Origin of the sequence: Halomonas sp. LC1 (genome assembly GCF_030247125.1) — a bacterium.
Lineage (GTDB): Bacteria > Pseudomonadota > Gammaproteobacteria > Pseudomonadales > Halomonadaceae > Vreelandella.
The window spans coordinates 434,213-451,401 of the sequence record NZ_JASSPG010000001.1 but is presented as its reverse complement, the minus strand read 5'-3'; the positions used below and the strand labels follow the sequence as shown (position 1 = coordinate 451,401).

At 58.9% G+C, this 17,189-nt stretch carries 13 protein-coding genes; 9 read left to right on the top strand and 4 right to left on the bottom strand.

Annotation, left to right across the window (positions count from 1 at the left end):
* Positions 1-143 precede the first annotated feature (143 nt).
* The 4 genes from QIT27_RS02100 to QIT27_RS02085 all read left to right on the top strand — a co-directional run bounded on the left by QIT27_RS02100 (position 144) and on the right by QIT27_RS02085 (position 5,121).
* On the top strand, positions 144-1,856 hold the full coding sequence (locus QIT27_RS02100; RefSeq protein ID WP_285262747.1) for a thiamine pyrophosphate-dependent enzyme: 1,713 nt from the start codon (positions 144-146) through the stop codon (positions 1,854-1,856).
* A 63-nt stretch (positions 1,857-1,919) separates the two neighbouring features.
* Positions 1,920-2,723: an alpha/beta fold hydrolase gene (locus QIT27_RS02095; protein ID WP_285262746.1), complete on the top strand. Its 804-nt coding sequence runs from the start codon at positions 1,920-1,922 to the stop codon at positions 2,721-2,723.
* 43 nt (positions 2,724-2,766) lie between these two features.
* Complete coding sequence (locus QIT27_RS02090) at positions 2,767-3,534, top strand: metallophosphoesterase (RefSeq protein WP_285262745.1); 768 nt, start codon at positions 2,767-2,769, stop codon at positions 3,532-3,534.
* Between the two features lie 90 nt (positions 3,535-3,624).
* Positions 3,625-5,121 carry an alanine/glycine:cation symporter family protein gene (locus QIT27_RS02085; protein ID WP_285262744.1) on the top strand — a complete coding sequence of 499 codons (1,497 nt, stop codon included), beginning with the start codon at positions 3,625-3,627 and terminating at the stop codon, positions 5,119-5,121.
* Between the two features lie 44 nt (positions 5,122-5,165).
* Here the strand turns inward: QIT27_RS02085 and QIT27_RS02080 are convergent, their stop codons facing one another.
* Positions 5,166-6,104 (bottom strand): cation diffusion facilitator family transporter, encoded by a 939-nt coding sequence (locus tag QIT27_RS02080; RefSeq protein ID WP_285262743.1) that lies wholly within the window; start codon positions 6,102-6,104, stop codon positions 5,166-5,168.
* 129 nt (positions 6,105-6,233) lie between these two features.
* Here QIT27_RS02080 and QIT27_RS02075 point away from each other — a divergent pair, with 129 nt between their 5' ends.
* Positions 6,234-6,755: a GNAT family N-acetyltransferase gene (locus QIT27_RS02075; protein ID WP_285262742.1), complete on the top strand. Its 522-nt coding sequence runs from the start codon at positions 6,234-6,236 to the stop codon at positions 6,753-6,755.
* Between the two features lie 79 nt (positions 6,756-6,834).
* Positions 6,835-7,671, top strand: a complete 837-nt coding sequence (locus tag QIT27_RS02070; protein WP_285262741.1) for an alpha/beta fold hydrolase — start codon at positions 6,835-6,837, stop codon at positions 7,669-7,671.
* Between the two features lie 88 nt (positions 7,672-7,759).
* Here the strand turns inward: QIT27_RS02070 and nirD are convergent, their stop codons facing one another.
* The 3 genes from nirD to QIT27_RS02055 are packed head-to-tail and all read right to left on the bottom strand — an operon-like array spanning position 7,760 to position 12,013.
* Complete coding sequence (gene nirD / locus QIT27_RS02065) at positions 7,760-8,134, bottom strand: nitrite reductase small subunit NirD (protein ID WP_285262740.1); 375 nt, start codon at positions 8,132-8,134, stop codon at positions 7,760-7,762.
* Between the two features lie 28 nt (positions 8,135-8,162).
* Positions 8,163-10,688 (bottom strand): nitrite reductase large subunit NirB, encoded by a 2,526-nt coding sequence (gene nirB / locus QIT27_RS02060; RefSeq protein ID WP_285262739.1) that lies wholly within the window; start codon positions 10,686-10,688, stop codon positions 8,163-8,165.
* A 17-nt stretch (positions 10,689-10,705) separates the two neighbouring features.
* Positions 10,706-12,013 carry an NAD(P)/FAD-dependent oxidoreductase gene (locus QIT27_RS02055; protein ID WP_285262738.1) on the bottom strand — a complete coding sequence of 436 codons (1,308 nt, stop codon included), beginning with the start codon at positions 12,011-12,013 and terminating at the stop codon, positions 10,706-10,708.
* 636 nt (positions 12,014-12,649) lie between these two features.
* On the opposite strand from QIT27_RS02055, the gene QIT27_RS02050 reads away from it, so the two are divergent.
* The 3 genes from QIT27_RS02050 to dkgB all read left to right on the top strand — a co-directional run bounded on the left by QIT27_RS02050 (position 12,650) and on the right by dkgB (position 17,165).
* On the top strand, positions 12,650-15,373 hold the full coding sequence (locus tag QIT27_RS02050; protein WP_285262737.1) for a nitrate reductase: 2,724 nt from the start codon (positions 12,650-12,652) through the stop codon (positions 15,371-15,373).
* Positions 15,333-16,229: a uroporphyrinogen-III C-methyltransferase gene (gene cobA, locus QIT27_RS02045; protein ID WP_285262736.1), complete on the top strand. Its 897-nt coding sequence runs from the start codon at positions 15,333-15,335 to the stop codon at positions 16,227-16,229. Before QIT27_RS02050 ends, cobA begins: the two co-directional genes overlap by 41 nt.
* 111 nt (positions 16,230-16,340) lie before the next feature.
* Entirely contained in the window at positions 16,341-17,165 is an 825-nt protein-coding gene (dkgB, locus tag QIT27_RS02040) for a 2,5-didehydrogluconate reductase DkgB (protein WP_285262735.1), read from the top strand.
* Positions 17,166-17,189 lie beyond the last annotated feature (24 nt).

Sequence of the window (17,189 nt, the reverse complement as noted above, 5' to 3'; positions counted from 1 at the left end):
CCTGTGGGACGCCCTTAACAGTGTAGGCCTATTGATGTTGCGTTGCAGCATCAATAGGCGTTCCCCTGACGTTCGGCAAAGTGGCGCGTCTCGGGCTAGGCTAGGTAGGCTGAATTGTCATTTCCCTGCGAAAGGAGTCGCACATGAGCGCAAACGTTGCCGAGATCATCGTCGAAACACTGCAAAGCGCAGGTGCCAAGCGCTGCTATGGTGTCGTGGGCGATACGCTGAACCACTTTACGGACGCGTTACGGCAAAGCGATATCCAGTGGATTGGCGACCGTCACGAAGAAGTGGGTGGTTTTGCAGCCGGTGGCGAGGCGTATATGACCCAGGAACTAGCGCTATGCGCAGGTTCCTGCGGCCCCGGTAGCCTGCATTTTGTGAACGGGCTGTTTGATGCTCACCGTAATGGCTCTCCCGTGGTGCTCATCGCCTCGCAAATTGGGCTTAGTGATACCGGTAGCCAATTTCCCCAGGAAGTCGACCAAAGCGCCATTTTCAAACAGTACAGCGTGTTTTGTGAAACCGTTGTCTCTGCCGAGCAGGCGCGCCGTATGGCCGCGCTAGCCGCCCAGGCGGCGCTCGCCAAGCGCGGCGTTGCGGTGCTGATCGTACCGGGTGATGTGATGACGCAAACGCCGGATAATCAGTTGGGCTATCGCACGCATCGGTTTAGCTACTCGCTACGGCCAACGGCACAAGCGCTGGTGCCCGCCGTCGAGCAGCTCAATAAAGGTGGCAACATCACCATTTTTGCCGGCGCTGGCTGCGAGGATGCGCGGGAGCAGGTGATCGCCTTAGCGGAGAAACTGCAGGCCCCGATTGCCTGGACCTCTCGGGCGAAGGATTTCATAGAGCATGACAACCCCTATCACGTTGGCATGACGGGCGTGTATGGCCTGGAAGGCGGCTATCACGCAGTGGCCGAGTGCGACACCTTGCTGCTACTCGGCTGCAATTTTGCGTTTAGCCAGTTCTACCCAGAGCGTGCGACGATTATTCAGGTAGACCAAGACCCAACGCATATCGGCAAACGTTACCCGGTAGACGTGGGCATCGTCGGCAGCACGCGGGATACCTGCGAGGCGCTCAGTCAAGTTGTTAAGGAGAATACGCGCAGCCACTGGCTAGATAAGTGTCGCAAGCGCTACGCCAAGTCGTTGGAAAAATCGGCCCATCAAAGCCGCGATAGCCAAGTGATTCACCCACAAGAGCTGACGTTGGCCATTGACCGCCACGCGGCGGAGAATGCCTTTTTTACGGCTGATACCGGCAGCGTCAACGTATGGATGCTGCGCCATATTCGTGCCTCCCAGCAGCGGCGCACCCTGGCGAGTTTGCAGCACGGCACCATGGCCAATGCGTATCCCCAGGCGTTGGGGATTCAGTTGGCGTATCCCCACCGCCAAGTGATTGCCATGTGCGGAGATGGCGGGTTAACCATGCTGATGGGGGATTTATTAACCTTAGTGCAGCAGCAAATTCCGCTAAAAATCGTGGTGTATAACAACAGCTCTCTAAGCTTCGTGGAATTAGAGCAAAAAGTAGAAGGGTTGCTCGATGCTTACACGGAGCTTAAAAACCCCAACTTTGGCGAAGTCGCCACCGCCATGGGGTTATGGGGTCGCCGGGTCGAGCAGGAGGCCGAACTGGATGTCGCGATTAGCCAGTGGCTTGCCCAGCCGGGGCCTGCCTTATTAGATGTGGTGGTGAACCCCATGGAGCTGGTGATGCCTCCTAAGGTAGAGGCCGGGCAGGTCGCTTCAACAGCGCTCTACTCCGCTAAAGCCGTGTTGAGCGGGCGCATGGACGAGGTGGTTCACTTAGTCAAAAGTAACTTCTTAAAACGCTAGCGGCTTGTCGCATGCTATGTTGGCAGTGGCTCATGACAAACTGACAACATTAAGAGCAATGCTATGACGCAAACGCCCGCCATTCATCACCATGACCGCTGGGTGAATACAACCAGTGGTCGAATATTTACGCGGACTTGGGAATCAGGCAGCACTCGTTCGGATGTCCCTATTGTGCTGTTTCACGACTCCCTTGGCTGTGTAGATCTATGGCGCAGCTTTCCCGCGGCGCTCTGCGCCGCAACGCGGCAACGGGTTATTGCTTACGACCGGCTTGGCTTTGGCCGCTCCGATGCGTACCCAACGTCTCTGCCGCTCAGTTTTATCGACGATGAACCCACGGGGAGCTTTGCTGCACTGCGCGAGGCCTACCAAATCACACGCTTTATCGCTCTGGGCCATAGCGTTGGGGGCTGCATGGCGGTGCACTGTGCTGGGGGTTACCCGGATCAGTGCCAAGGGCTGATAACCATTGCTGCCCAAGCGTTTAACGAAAACCGCACACGGCAGGGGATCAAGGAGGCAAACGTTGCCTTTCAGGCGCCGGAACAGTTCGCCAAGCTGGCTAGGCACCACGGCGACAAAGCCCGCTGGGTACTCAACGCCTGGGTGGACACATGGCTAAGCCCCGCGTTTGCAGAGTGGTCACTCATCCCTGCGCTTGAACAAGTACAGTGCCCGACACTCGTGCTGCATGGCGAAAAAGACGAGTACGGGTCTCATCGTCAGCCTGAGCGTATTGCCCGCTATACCCAAGGCCCCGCTCACTGCGAAATGCTGCCCGGCATCGGTCATATTCCTCACCGGGAAGCCGAAGCCGTGGTGGTCGAGTTTGCCCGCCAATTTATCGCTCGCCTTGCCTATTAATGGCTCAAGCCCAGGCTCGTGTGAGTACCATGAGAGACGTTCTATGCGCATAAGAGTCTTATCCGATCTTCATTTAGAACACTTTGACGGACACCGCGAACTGCCGCCTGCGGAGGCGGATGTGGTGGTATTAGCTGGGGATATTCATCGCAGAGCAGAGGGGCTGGCATGGGCGCGGCAGCAGTTTCCCGACCTGCCGATTCTCTACGTGCCGGGTAACCATGAGTTCTACGGCACCTGCATGCCGCTGCTGCGCCAAGAGTTAGCGCTAGAAGCCGCTCGGCATGATATTGAGCTGCTGGATAATCGTAGCGTGACCATTGGCGGAGTACGCTTTTACGGCACGACACTCTGGACGGACTTTGCGCTCTATGCCGACGACCCTACCCGAAACCCCTTAGATACCGAAGCGAAAGCGCTGCGCTACATGCCCGATTTTCGCATCATTACCACGGCTCCCGGCCAAGTATTCACGCCCCAAGCCAGCCAAGAGATGCACCGTGAGGCGCTGGAGTGGTTGAGTCGCGAGCTTCAACAGCCTGTCGATGGCCCCCGCGTCGTGGTGAGCCATCATGCCCCACTGCACGGTTGCATTCCCGAGCAGTACATAGGCGACGCGCTCTCGCCCGCCTTTGCCTCCCACCTCGCGCAGCTGATGGGCAAGATGGATTTGTGGATTCACGGCCACGTTCACGAGCCGGTAGATACACGGCACAGCGGCACGCGCGTTATCGCCAATCCGGGCGGTTATCCAGAGGAGTTTTCGCCGCCGCTGTTTCGACCTGATTGGGTAGTCACGGTGGGCGAATAAGGGCTGAAATAACGCGCTGGTCTATAACCTAGCTACACTCCTACCTGTGACGATAATAGTTGCTCATACAACCACAGGGAGTGATAGGCGATGGAAATATTAGAAACGGTGCTAGGGCCACTTCGTGATGGTTTATATGCGGTCATGATGCCCGTCAGCAACTTTATCTGGAGCTACATTCTGGTGTACCTGTTGCTGGGTGCAGGCCTGCTGTTCACGATCATGACGCGCGGGATGCAGTTTCGACTGTTTCGGCACATGGCCCACGTGACCTTTACCGCCCGCGGGGCAGGGGATGGCATTAGTGGTTTTCAAGCATTCGCGACCTCCATGGCTGCACGGGTCGGAACCGGTAATTTGGCGGGGGTTGCTTTAGCGCTGTGGATCGGCGGGCCAGGGGCGATTTTTTGGATGTGGGTGACGGCTCTGGTAGGGTTTGCGACCTCGTTTATCGAATCGACGCTGGCCCAGGTCTATAAGCATCGCAACGAAGATGGCGTCTTTCGCGGTGGTCCTGCGTTCTATATTGAGCGTTGTCTGGGCTGGCGCTGGCTTGGGTCGCTGTTTGCGGTGTTCTTGATCATTGCCTACGGGCTGGCGTTCAATGCGGCGCAATCCAATACCATTGCCCAGGGCATGAGCGGCGCCTTTGGCATTCCCAACTGGGTGACCGGCGTGGTGATTGCGGCACTGGCCGGTGTCGTCATCTATGGCGGCCTGAAATCGGTAGCACGTACGGCCGAGAAGATCGTGCCGGTGATGGCGATTGCCTATCTGCTGGTGGCGCTATGGATTCTGTTTGCCAACCTCTCCGCCGTGCCCGACATGCTGTCACTGATCGTCATGAGCGCCTTTGGCTTAGGCCCGGCGGTCGGTGGCGCGGCAGGCTATGCCATCAAAGCCGCCATGGAAAACGGCATCAAGCGCGGTCTTTTCTCTAACGAAGCCGGTATGGGCTCGACCCCCAATGCGGCAGCACAGGCCACCGTGAAGCACCCAGCGGCCCAAGGGCTGGTGCAATCCTTTGGGGTCTTTGTCGATACCATCGTGATTTGTAGCTGCACAGCGGTGGTGATTCTGCTCTCCGGTGTGTACGAGCGGCTGCTGTCCGAGTCGCCGGGGGAGAGCATCGAAGGGATCCAGTTGACCCAGGATGCCATGGTGGATCATCTGGGGGGCTTTGGTGAGATCTTTATCGCCATCGCGATCCTGTTCTTTGCCTTTACCTCCATTCTGGCGAACTTTTCGTTCTCGTCAGTGAACATTGAGTACCTGTTCCGCCGCCACGCCAAAAAAGCGGTCGGTGTGTTCAAGATCATTATCCTCGCCATGGTATTGCTAGGTTCCGTTGCCGAACTCAGCGTGGTCTGGGACTTTGCCGACCTAGCCATGGGGCTAATGGCCACCACCAACCTGTTTGCCATTCTCTTGATGGCCCCGATTGCGGTCTCGGTGTTGAAGGATTACGAGCGCCAGCGTCGCCAGGGCATTGAGGAACCTCTGTTCGATCCCGCCATACTTAAAAATCCAGAGCTGGTGGATGAGGATGTGTGGCCGGTAAAAGAAGAGAAACCGGTAGACCGGTAAGCGAGTAAAGAGCGGCCTTCGAGCCGCTCTTTACGTGTCAGGGGTTAGCTAGCGGACTTCTCCACCAGCAGCCCACAAGAGGGCGCTGCCCAGCGGTTGTCAGCGGTGAAAACCACGTCGCATACCACGGGCGAGTAGTAGCGGCGCACTTCTTCATCGATGCGCTGACGCAGCGCGTCTTGGTTCGCCAGGGTCGCTTCGGGCAGCTCTTTGGGGAGTACCACGTGGACGATAACGTAAAGCAGGCGGCCGGGGCGTACCATACGCACGCGCACCTCCAGGGTATCGATATCGGCAAGGCCACGGGCAACGGCTTGGCGCACTGGTTCAGCGACGGCTTCTTCCGGGGTTTTGTTGAGCAGCTCTCTTAACGCTTGCGACGCCATGCGCACGGGTACCCCCAGGCAGAGCACCACCACTGCAATCACCAATACGGAATCCACATAGGGCAAAACAGCTCGCCAGCCGAGGCGTTCAAACAGCATCACGAAGCAAAAAGCCGCCAGGACGGCCCCAGAAATCACGCTGTTCACCAGCCAGTTTAGTTTGTCGGCGGCCACCAAGGGGCTACTGACATGGCGCTGGCTGCGGTGCATGACCCAAGCGGTCAGCGAGCAGGCGGCGGTCGCAAACAGCGCATAAATCACCGCAAGCCCCGCTGAAATTTCTCGCCCACCGGTAAGCAGTGCTGCCACGGCATCCACCAACGCGAAGATCGATACTCCTAAAATCAGCAAACCTTTGCATAAATTAACCAGCGACTCGAAGTAGCTGTAGCCAAAGGGGTACGACTCGCTATCTGGGCGGCTGGCAAGCTTGCTGACCTTGATGGTCACCAGCGCTACGCTAAAGTAAATAAGATTGAACAAGCCATCCAATAGGATGGCCTGGGAGTTCGAGGCCAGGGTGGCCACGATACCGGCACAGCCAATGAGCAGCGCCATGAAGGCGGAAAAGGCTAACGTACTGGATTCTGTCTTCACGAACGTATGGCTCCCATGCCTACCGAATCAAGAGGCTGGCAAGCATAGCAACATCACGGTAGGCAATGTCAGTGATTTATGCCCCGCTAAGGGGTGAACCCCGCGCTGCACCCAAGGAGGGATGTGGAGATGCGCCATGACAAAGACGTCACCTTTCACTTGCTAACGCCCGAAGATGCCGTTGAGCTGCTGCGTTTCGAACGCGCAGAGCGTGCGTGGTTCGAGCAGCATATCGAGGCTAGGCCGGAGTGCTTTTACACGCCGCAAGGGGTGGCTAAGCACATCATCGATTGTTTAGCGCTCAACGCACAGCGCAAGATGAATCCACTCATCATCCGTGAGCGGGGCGTCATCGTGGGGCGCGCGAATTTACGCAATATTGTCGATGATCAGGCGCGGGTGGGGTACCGGATTGCGCGAAGCGCTGGCGGCCGGGGGATTGCACAACACGCGCTAAAACGCTTATTGACGGAAGCCCGCTGCGTATATGGCGTCACACAGTTGGCGGCGGTGGTTGCGGTGAACAACATGGCCTCCCAGCGCGTGCTGACAAGAGGCGGGTTTGTTGCCCAAAAGCGATTGTCTCGCTACTCCCGGGTGAAAGGGGAGCTTAAAGATTGCTGGGTGTTTGAATACTCCCCGGCCTCGTAGCGTGGTTTGGTAGCTCACAACACGTTGTACTAGCCTTGAATGACGTTTTCCGTAAACGCCAAACCAGGAGGTTGATGCGATGCCATTTCTGAATGCAGGGACTGAGCAGGGCACACCGGTTGAGATTTATTACGAGGTTCACGGGGCAGGAAAACCGGTCGTTCTGATTCACGGTTGGCCGCTGAGTGGCCGCTCTTGGGAAAAGCAGGTGCCTGCGCTGGTGGAGGCGGGCTACAAGGTGGTGACCTATGACCGCCGTGGTTTTGGCCGTTCGACCCAAGCGGATGGTGGTTACGACTACGACACTCTCGCTTCTGATTTGAAAAAGCTGCTGGACGCGCTGGATCTCAACGACGCGACCCTGGTGGGCTTCTCCATGGGCGGCGGCGAAGTCGCGCGCTATTTGTCGAGCTACGGCACCGAGCGTGTTAATAAAGCGGTGTTGGCAGCGGCGGTGCCGCCGTATCTGTATAAAACCGACGATAACCCGGAAGGCGGCCTAGACGATGCCACGATTCACCAGTTCCTGGAAGGCGTGAAGGGCGACCGCATCGCCTTCTTGGATGACTTCACCAAGAGCTTCTTTACCGCCAATGACAAGAGCGACCTGATCAGCGAACCGAACCGGCTTTATCACCGCGATATTGCGGCGTTCGCCTCGCCAAAAGCGACCTACGACTGTATCAAAGCGTTTAGCTACACCGACTTCCGCAAGGATTTACCCAAGATTGTCATTCCGACGCTGGTCCTACACGGGGATTCAGACGGTATCGTACCGCTGGAAGTAAGCGGCAAGCGCGCCGTCGAGCTTCTACCCAACGCTTCGCTAGAAGTGATTGAGGGTGGCCCGCATGGGCTTAATGCGACTCACCCCGAGGCGTTCAATCAGGCGCTGATTCGGTTTCTGGATCAATAAGTAGCATTCACTCTCAAACAGCCGCGCCGCCTGGATAGGCGGCGCGGCTGTTTGCATTGCAGGTGGCGTTGTAGAAGCAAGCGTTCGGCTAGCCTTCCACCCACACCTCATCGCCTTTGAAGGCGACGCGCCAAGTGCGCAGACGCACTTCATCCTCCTCTAGGCATTGGCCATCTTCCAGGCGGAAGTGTTGTTTGTAGAGCGGAGAGGCCACCACGGGGCTGCCTTTGATATCGCCGACGATGCCGCGGGCAATCACATAGGCCTTCGAGAAAGGATCGAAGTGGTCCAGGGCATAGAGCTCTTGCGCGTGGCCGGGCAAATAGAACAGCGCCACTTGGGCGGGGCCTTCCGGTGTGTTCAGCCAAGCGGCAACGCCGGAAAAGGGCACGAGGTCTGCTCTGGTGCAGAGCGGCTGCCAAGTGTCGTTGCGGTTCGTCGGTTTAAGTGCGGTGGCGGTCATGGTCGTCCTCGATTCGGTGGTCACTGGGTTAAGCAGGGCGCAGCTGGCCGCGCTCGGAAGTCATGATGATGGAAGGGTCGGGCCGCGCATCATTCACAAAGCTTCTAAAGCGCTTGAGCTTTTCCGGGTCGCTGATGGCGTTGGCCCACTCGCACTGGTAGCTATCCACCACGTGCTGCATTTGGCGCTCCAGCTCATCGTTGATACCCAGGCTGTCTTCCAGAATCACCTCCTTCAGGTAGTTCAGGCCGCCTTCCAGGTTTTCCCGCCATACCGAGGTGCGCTGTAAGCGGTCGGCGGTGCGTACGTAGAACATCAAAAAGCGGTCGATGGTGCGGTAGAGCTGCTCGTCATCTAAATCGGTGGCGAAGAGTTCTGCATGGCGGGGACGCATGCCGCCGTTGCCGCAGACGTAGAGGTTCCAGCCGTTTTCGGTGGCGATAATGCCAATGTCTTTGCTCTGCGCTTCGGCGCACTCGCGGGTGCAGCCGGAAACACCAAACTTGATCTTGTGCGGCGCGCGCAGGCCTTTGTAACGGTTCTCTAATTGAATCGCCATGCCCACGCTGTCCTGCACGCCGTAGCGGCACCAGGTGCTGCCCACACAGGATTTCACCGTGCGCAGCGACTTGCCGTAGGCGTGGCCGGTCTCAAAGCCTGCTTCAATTAGTTCGCCCCAAATGGCCGGCAGGTCTTCCAGCCGTGCGCCGAACAGGTCGATGCGCTGGCCGCCGGTAATCTTGGTGTAGAGCTGATACTTCTGGGCCACTTGCCCTAGCACCACTAGCTTGTCGGGGGTAATTTCACCTCCCGCAATGCGCGGCACTACTGAGTAGGTGCCGTTTTTTTGCATATTGGCCATGAAGGTGTCGTTGGTGTCCTGCAGCGGCACGTGGGCGGCGTCGGTGATGGGTTCGTTGAAGCAGGAGGCGAGAATCGAGGCCACCGCCGGTTTGCAGATATCGCAGCCGAGGCGATGCGTCTCGGCATTGCCGTGCTTCTCCATTAGCTCGCTGAATGTCTTGATTCCTTCGACACGTACGATGTCGTAAAGCCCTTGGCGGGTATGGGCGAAGTGCTCGCAGATCGATTTATCCACTTCGACGCCACGGGCTTCCAATTCGTGATCCACCACGCTTTTGAGCAGCGCCGCGCAGCCGCCGCAGCCGGTGCTGGCTTTGGTCGCGCCTTTAACGCTGCCAAGGTCCGCCGCGCCCGCGTCGATGGCACTGCAGATGCTGCCTTTCGTCACGTTGTGGCAGGAGCAGATCATCGCCGTTTCCGGCAAGGCATCCGGCCCCAGCGCCGGGGCGGCACCGCTTTGTTGTGGCAGAATGAGCGATGCGGGCTCTTGGGGAAGCTCGATGCCGTTGGCGTAGTACTGCAACAGCGTGTCATACACACTGTTATCGCCCACCAGCATGGCCCCCAGCAGCTTCTTACCGTCGCTGGTGACGACCAGTTTGCGGTAGACCTGGGTGAGCGGGTCGAGGTAGCGGAACATGCGGGCGCCAGGATTTTGATTGCCGTGGGCATCGCCAATGGAACCGACATCCACGCCCAGCAGTTTTAGTTTGGTGCTCATATCGGCGCCGCTAAAACAAATATTGCCCCCCGTCAGCGTGGCGACGGCCGTTTTGGCCATTTGGTAGCCAGGCGCCACGAGGCCAAAGATACTCTGATTCCACAGCGCTACTTCGCCGATGGCGAGGATATTCGGGTCGTTGGTGTGGCACTGGTCATCGATCACCACGCCGCCGCGCTCGCCAATGGTCAAGCCGCACTCCCGGGCGAGGGTATCTTGCGGGCGAATACCGGCGGAGAAGACGATCAGGTCGGTTTCCAGCACTTTGTCGTCTTGGAAGACCATCCGCAGGCGGCTGGTGTCGCCGGGTTCGATACGCTGGGTGGCCCGCTCGGTGAGTACCTGAACGCCGAGAGCTTCGATTTTCTCTTTCAGCAGTTCGCCGCCTTCGCTATCTACCTGCATGGGCATCAGGCGCGGGGCGAACTCCACCACGGCGGTGTCCAGGTTCAGCCCGCGCAGCGCGTTGGCGGCTTCCAAACCGAGCAAGCCGCCACCGACCACCACGCCGTTTGTGGCGTTTTTGGCCGCTGCCTGAATGGCATCCAAGTCATCCAACGTACGGTAGACCAAGCAGCCTTCGCTGTCGTTGCCGGGAATGGGCGGCACAAAGGGAAAGGAGCCGGTAGCCAGCACGAGCTTGTCATAGGCGTAGTGGCCTTGTTCGGTCACTACCAGCTGCTGTTCGCGGTCAATCGCGGTGACCGCTTCGCCGCTGCGTAGTTGAATGCCGTGGGTGTGGTAGTAATCGGCGTCGCACAGCGCCAGTGACTCCGCATCGCGGCCGCTAAAGTACTCGGATAAGTGCACGCGATCGTAGGCGCGGTGGCGCTCTTCGCCAAACATCGTCACCTCAAACCCAGCCAGCGCGCCGCTTTCCACGAGCTGCTCGGCAAAATGGTGGCCGACCATGCCGTTGCCGACAATGATCAACTTTTGCGTGTTGGAAGACGTGGTTGGAGTAGACATTGTGTGATTCACCATAGCTAAGCCGCCTCACGGGTGAGAGATAAAGGGGATGACAGGGTGTCGAAATGGTTGTCGAGCGCTGTTTGGGCATCGGTTGCGCCAAACAGCAACAGGTGGCGGCACGCGGTTAAGTCGGTCGCGGCCAGCGCCTGCTCGAAATACCAGGGGCCGTGGCGGGTATCGCCATACAGCACCGCGCCGATGAGGCGGCCTTGATGGAGCAGCAGGCGGCAGTAGTCGCCGGTTTCCGGGTCTTGGTAGCGAAGCTCTTCGTGCTTGGCGGCGGCCTCGGTGGGGCCAAAGGCAAACAGGCTGACACCGCTGACCTTGAGTTTGGTGGCCGTGGGGGCTTCTTGATACGCCGCTGGCGTTTCACCACACAGCACGGCAGCAAGCACCTCCACCTGCCGCCAAATGGGTTCCACCAGCCCGTAAGTGTGCTGCTCGAACTGGCAGCATTCGCCCAGCGCATAAATGTGGTCGTCTGAGGTGGTGAGGTGCCCATCCACCACAATGGCGCGGTCAAACATAAGCCCGCTTTGCTGGCCTAGCTCCGCATTGGGGGTAATACCCGCCGCCACAATCACGCTGTCGGCAGCTAGCTTCCGGCCATCGCTCAGTGTGACCGACTGCACCTGCCCGTGGCCGTTATCTTCCAAGGCAGCAAGCGATGCGCCGGTTTCAATGATGATGCCGCGCTCGCGCAGCGTGGCTTCCAGCAATTGGGCGGCGGTGGTGTCTAGCTGGCGATTCATCAACCGCCCGCTGCGCTGCAGAACGCTGACGGTGAGCGCGCTACCGCCCCGTTTGCGCAGCCCTTCAGCGGCTTCCAATCCAAGTAAGCCGCCGCCAATCACCACGGCGTTGCCGCCTTGCTGAGCAATGGTTTTCAAGGCGTCGGCATCGCGCAGGTCACGAAACGTGTGAACACCGTCAAGCGTGATGCCAGGCACCGCTGGCAGCGTGGGGCGCGAACCAGTGGCTATCACTAATCTGTCATAGCTTAAGGTGTCGCCGCGATGAGTAATAAGCAGGCGGCGTTCGCGGTCAATGGAGGTCACGCGGTCGCCAAGCGTCAGTGTGATGTCGTTATCAGCGTACCAGGCGGCGTCTTGCAGAGTGAGCGCCTCAGGCGCCAGTTCGCCCGCCAGTAAAGGAGAGAGCAAAATGCGGTTATAGGCAGGTACCGGCTCCTCACCCACCACTGTGATACGGCGGGGGCGCTGCGAATGTTTCACCAGCGCTTCAAGTAGTCGGTGGCAAGCCATGCCGTTACCGATAATGACAAGGTGTTCGTTCGGTGAGCACCGGGAAGCGGTTTCCATAGGTAGCTCCTGTGGTTGAAACGTAATGTTCAGCAAATAAAAAACGCCCCTGACACAGCCCTTTCAAGAAGGGAGTATCAGGGGCGTCGTTGCCCGTTGGCGTCGTTGATAACGCACAGCAACCACCGTTGGCTGCCGAACTGTCTTATCTTATGGTGAGCAAAAAGCCCGCCAGCTTTTGCCGTCGGTGGGTTTAATTCAGCCTAATCAGCGTATTAAGCGTTTTTGAGGAGGCGGCAGGCCGCTCATGGTTAGCTAGGCTTGCCCCACTTTGGTGCTTAAGCGGCGGTTAATGCACTCTCTTCAACCGCTTATTCGACAAAGGGCATGCCTTTCGCGAAAAGTAGAAATGCAGAGTGCGTTTTTAAATGATTGTTTATTAAATGATTTAATGATTTTAGCGCAGCGTGGGCGCAGGGTTTGCAGTTATTCTGGTAACAAGCAACAACGGCTCAGTGCAGGGTCTTTGCCCATAACGATCACAACGACTAATTGCGTCGAATAATACCAACTGCAGCAAATCACTGATGAGTACGGCACCCGGTAAGCGGTGCCCCTGAGACAACGGCGTCCAGGCAGGCTTCTTTCGAGGCTGGCTTGGGCGCTTTTTGCTTTTTAACGCCGGAGGAAACTGCCATGCCACAGGCCAATCGGCTCGCCCGAACCACCTGCCCCTACTGCGGCGTCGGCTGCGGCGTTACCGCCACGCTGGAGAACGGGCAGCTCATCGCCGTCGAGGGAGACCGCGAGCACCCAGCCAACTATGGCCGCCTGTGCGTAAAAGGCACCGCGCTGCACGAAACCTTGGGCGAGCAGGGGCGCTTGCTGAAGCCGCGCGTGGACGGCCAGGAGGTCTCTTGGGAGCAGGCGCTCACCACCACCGCCGAACGCTTGCAGGCGCAGCGCAGTGCCCATGGCCAGCAGTCGGTGGCGGCATATTTATCTGGCCAATTATTAACCGAAGATTATTACGTTGCCAACAAGCTGTTTAAGGGTTTTTTGGGCACCCCTCACCTGGATACCAACTCGCGGCTCTGCATGGCGTCCGCCGTGGCGGGCTATAAACGCGCCTTTGGGGCCGATGCGGTACCCTGCAGCTATGAAGACCTCGAAGAAGCGGAACTGGTGGTGCTGGTGGGGTCCAACCTTGCCTGGAATCATCCGGTGCTCTATCAGCGTTTGAAGATAGCCAAAGAGCGCAACCCGTTGATGCGGGTCGTGGTGATCGACCCCCGCGTGACCGACACCTGTGAAATGGCCGATCTTTACCTGGGTATTCGTCCGGGTAGCGATGCGTACCTGTTCAACGGGCTGCTGGCGTGGATGGACGACCATAACCGATTGGATGCCGTGTACTTAGAACGCCACACCGAGGGGTTAGACGACGCGTTGGGCGCTGCCAAGCAGAGTGCAGGCAGCGTGGAAGCCGTTGCTCGCGAATGTGATGTGGATCCTGAACGCCTGGAAACCTTCTATTACTGGTTTGCCAGCCAGCTCCACGTGGTCACGCTCTACTCTCAGGGGGTGAATCAATCCTCTAGCGGTACCGATAAGTGCAACGCGATCATCAACTGCCACCTAGCGGGCGGGAAAATCGGCCTGCCGGGGGCGGGGCCGTTTTCGATCACCGGCCAGCCCAACGCCATGGGCGGGCGAGAAGTGGGCGGGCTGGCCAATCAGCTGGCGGCGCATATGGATTACCACACGCCGGGCGCTCGCGAGTTAGTTAGCCGCTTCTGGGCTACAAAGCATTTAACTCCGGCACTGCCTGACGCCCCAGGTTACAAGGCGGTAGAACTCTTTGATGCCATCGAGCGCGGCGAGATTACCGCCCTGTGGGTGATGGCGACCAATCCAGCGGTAAGCATGCCGGACGGGGAGAAAGTGCGCCGGGCGTTGGCAAAATGCCCGCTGGTAATTGTCTCGGAGTGCGTTGCCAATACTGACCTGCTGCCCTTTGCGGATATCGTGCTGCCCGCGTCGGGTTGGTCGGAGAAAGATGGCACGGTGACCAACTCAGAGCGGCGAATTTCCCGCCAGCGGGGGATGCTGCCTCCTCCTGGCGAAGCGAAGCACGACTGGTGGATACTCTGTGAAGTGGCAAAACGCTTGGGCGTGGGGGAAGCCTTCGATTACACCCACCCGTGGGAGATTTTCGATGAGCACGCACGCCTCTCTGGCTATGAGAATAGCGGCGAGACCCAGCGGCTGTTCGATATCTCAGGGCTGGTAGGCCTGGGCCAAGCGGCTTATGATGCGCTCGCACCGATCCAGTGGCCCGTGACTCAGCAGGCTCCTCGCGGCACGGCAAGGCTGTTCGAAGATGGCCGGTTTGCTACGGCGAATGGCCGAGCCAAACTGCTTCCGATTATTCCGCGCCCACCGGCGCAGCCGCTGAGCGACGACTACCCGCTGCGCTTGAATACCGGTCGCGTGCGGGATCAGTGGCATACCATGACGCGTACCGCCCGTGCGCCGCGCTTGATGAACCACCGCGCCGAACCGTTCATTGAGCTGCACCCAGACGATGCGGCTCAGGCAGGCTTAACGGATCAGGGCTTGGCGACGTTGACCGCTGCCGCCGGGGAGTACCGTGGGCGGGTGCGGGTTTCCAACGCCCAGCGCCGAGGCGAAGTGTTCGTGCCGATGCACTGGACCGACTGCTTTACCAAGCAGGGCCGCAGCGGCGCATTGATTCAAGGGTATACCGACCCGCTCTCCGGGCAGCCGGAAGCCAAGCAGGGGGCGGTGGCGGTGGGCAAACTTTCCGTTGCTTGGCAGGCGACGCTGCTGCTAGCCAACGAATTGGATACGCCACCATCGCCCTGGTGTCGCAGCGACTACTGGGCACGCATTCCGATGGCAAGCTGCACCCGTTGGCAGCTAGCGGATAGCCAGCCGGTCAAGGATTGGCTGGCGCAGGTGGAGGCGTGGTGCGGCGTGCCTGTCTCTTTGTGGTGTGACGACCCGACAACGGGTAGGCTGCGCGCAGCGGGAGTCGTGAACGGGGGGCTGCGCTGGTGGTTGATGGTGGGGCCACCCGACGAACTGCCTGGGCTTGCCTGGCTTGAAGCGCGCTTCAAGGAGGCTACCCTGGAGACACAGCACCGTAGACGCCTGCTGGCCGGGTGCGATGATGGCGCTGTCGATACCGGCCCGGTGGTGTGCAGCTGCCACCAGGTTGGCCAAGCCAGCATTGTGAAAGCGATTCATGCGGGCGATACCAGCGTAGAAGCGTTAGGCGCACGACTAGCCTGCGGCACCCAGTGCGGCAGCTGCCTACCCGAACTAAAAGCGATACTTGAAGAGGAGCGGCCCCATGCGCGCGCTAAGCAAACAGCTAACACAGAAGTGGCCTGAAGTGCTGTGGCGCTTGGGTCAGCGGGCGTGGGCGCCATTTAGTCGCGATACCGCCACGCGCTTGCGCTTGCCGCTAAGCGGTGAGTGCCAGCCGGGCACCGTCTATTTGGTCGGCGCGGGCAGCGGCGATGTGGAGCTGCTGACGCTGAAAGCCGCACGGTTGCTGATGCAGGCAGACGCAGTGGTGTATGACCGCCTTGTTGGAGACGAAGTGCTAGGGCTCATTCCTCCGGGCACCGAGCGCTACTATGTTGGCAAAGCCAGCGGCCACCACAGCATGCCTCAGGCAGAAATTGGTGCGCTGATTGTCTCCCTGGCCCAGGCAGGCAAATCGGTAGTGCGCTTGAAGGGCGGCGATCCTGGCGTGTTTGGGCGCATGGGCGAAGAGCTAGCGGCTCTGGCTGAGGCCGAGCTGCCCGCCGAGATTGTGCCGGGTATTACCGCTGCCTCCGCCGCAGCGGCAGGAATGGGAATCCCGCTTACCGATCGTGGTCACGCCCAGCAGGTGCGTTTTATTACGGCGCAGCTATGTCGGGAGGGCGGCATGCCGGACTGGGCGTCGCTGGCGCGTCAAGACGAGACCCTGGTGTTCTACATGGGGCTCTCAAAAGTGGCCGCCATTTGCCACGGCCTGCGCCAAGCGGGCCTGCCCGATACGTGGCCTATCATGCTGGTGGCCAACGCCAGCCAGCCGGAGCAGCAGTCCCTAGTGGGCACGTTGGCCGATATGCACGAGCGCCTCGCCGCACAGCCGCTGCCATCGCCCTGCCTCATCATGGTGGGCAGTGTGGTCAGTATGGTGGCCCATAGCCCCGCTGCGACGGGCGCAAAAGCGCTGCCTTGCCAGCAGGCCTGATGGCGGGATGTCGTTTTTTTACGAGAAAATGTTAAAAGCCAGGGTTGAAGTCCCAGAGTGCTCTCCCCATATTCATTAACACGCTATCAAATGAAGCAAAGGAGAGAAGGGATGCACAACGACGCTCCGAACCCCGGTTTTGGTACTTTTCGTTTGGAAGGCGATACGTTAACGAAGAGCATACACGCGGCCCTGGAGGCAGGTTACCGCCATATCGATACCGCTCAGTTTTACGATAACGAAGCGGGCGTTGGCAAAGCGATTGCCTCTAGCGGTGTTCCCCGTGAAGAGATTTTTCTGACCACGAAAGTGTGGTTCGACAAGCTCGAACCCGCCGCGCTGAAGGCCAGCGTCGATGAAAGCCTGGAAAAGCTGGGCACCGATTATGTAGACCTGCTGCTTATCCACTGGCCGTCGCCGGATGATGCAGTGCCCATGGCAGACTACTTAACCGCCTTAAAAGAAGTGAAACAGGCGGGCAAAGCGCACCATATCGGCGTGTCGAACTTTACCATTGCTCAGCTGGATGAAGCGGTGGATATCTTAGGTGCGGGAGAGATCTTTACAAACCAGATCGAGGTTCACCCGTTTCTGCAAAATCGCCGCTTAGTGCAGCACTGCGAGAAGTTTGGCATCAAAGTGACGGCCTTTATGCCGCTCGCTGTTGGCAAAGTGCTCGATGAGCCTGCGCTGCAGCGTATCGCGGATGCACATGGGGCCAACCCGGCGCAAGTGACCTTGGCGTGGATCCATCAACTGGGCTACCTGACCATTCCGTCGTCCACCAAGGCGCGTAACATTCAAAGCAACATCGATGCCTTCAAACTGACCCTGAGCGAGTCAGAAATGGCGCAGATTGCTGAACTGGATCGCCATGAGCGTATTGCAAATCCCGATTTTGCTCCACAGTGGGACGACCAGCCGTTAGGTCACTAGGAAAACGCTATCGTAAAACCGCTG

Bases quoted from the DNA above. Each gene is read 5' to 3' on its own strand.
- QIT27_RS02085 (WP_285262744.1), top strand. From the start codon at position 3,625: ATGGAAATATTAGAAACGGTGCTAGGGCCACTTCGTGATGGTTTATAT.
- nirB (WP_285262739.1), bottom strand. From the start codon at position 10,688: ATGTCTACTCCAACCACGTCTTCCAACACGCAAAAGTTGATCATTGTC.
- QIT27_RS02070 (WP_285262741.1), top strand. From the start codon at position 6,835: ATGCCATTTCTGAATGCAGGGACTGAGCAGGGCACACCGGTTGAGATT.
- nirD (WP_285262740.1), bottom strand. From the start codon at position 8,134: ATGACCGCCACCGCACTTAAACCGACGAACCGCAACGACACTTGGCAG.
- QIT27_RS02075 (WP_285262742.1), top strand. From the start codon at position 6,234: ATGCGCCATGACAAAGACGTCACCTTTCACTTGCTAACGCCCGAAGAT.
- dkgB (WP_285262735.1), top strand. From the start codon at position 16,341: ATGCACAACGACGCTCCGAACCCCGGTTTTGGTACTTTTCGTTTGGAA.
- QIT27_RS02100 (WP_285262747.1), top strand. From the start codon at position 144: ATGAGCGCAAACGTTGCCGAGATCATCGTCGAAACACTGCAAAGCGCA.
- QIT27_RS02055 (WP_285262738.1), bottom strand. From the start codon at position 12,013: ATGGAAACCGCTTCCCGGTGCTCACCGAACGAACACCTTGTCATTATC.
- cobA (WP_285262736.1), top strand. From the start codon at position 15,333: ATGCGCGCGCTAAGCAAACAGCTAACACAGAAGTGGCCTGAAGTGCTG.
- QIT27_RS02090 (WP_285262745.1), top strand. From the start codon at position 2,767: ATGCGCATAAGAGTCTTATCCGATCTTCATTTAGAACACTTTGACGGA.
- QIT27_RS02050 (WP_285262737.1), top strand. From the start codon at position 12,650: ATGCCACAGGCCAATCGGCTCGCCCGAACCACCTGCCCCTACTGCGGC.
- QIT27_RS02095 (WP_285262746.1), top strand. From the start codon at position 1,920: ATGACGCAAACGCCCGCCATTCATCACCATGACCGCTGGGTGAATACA.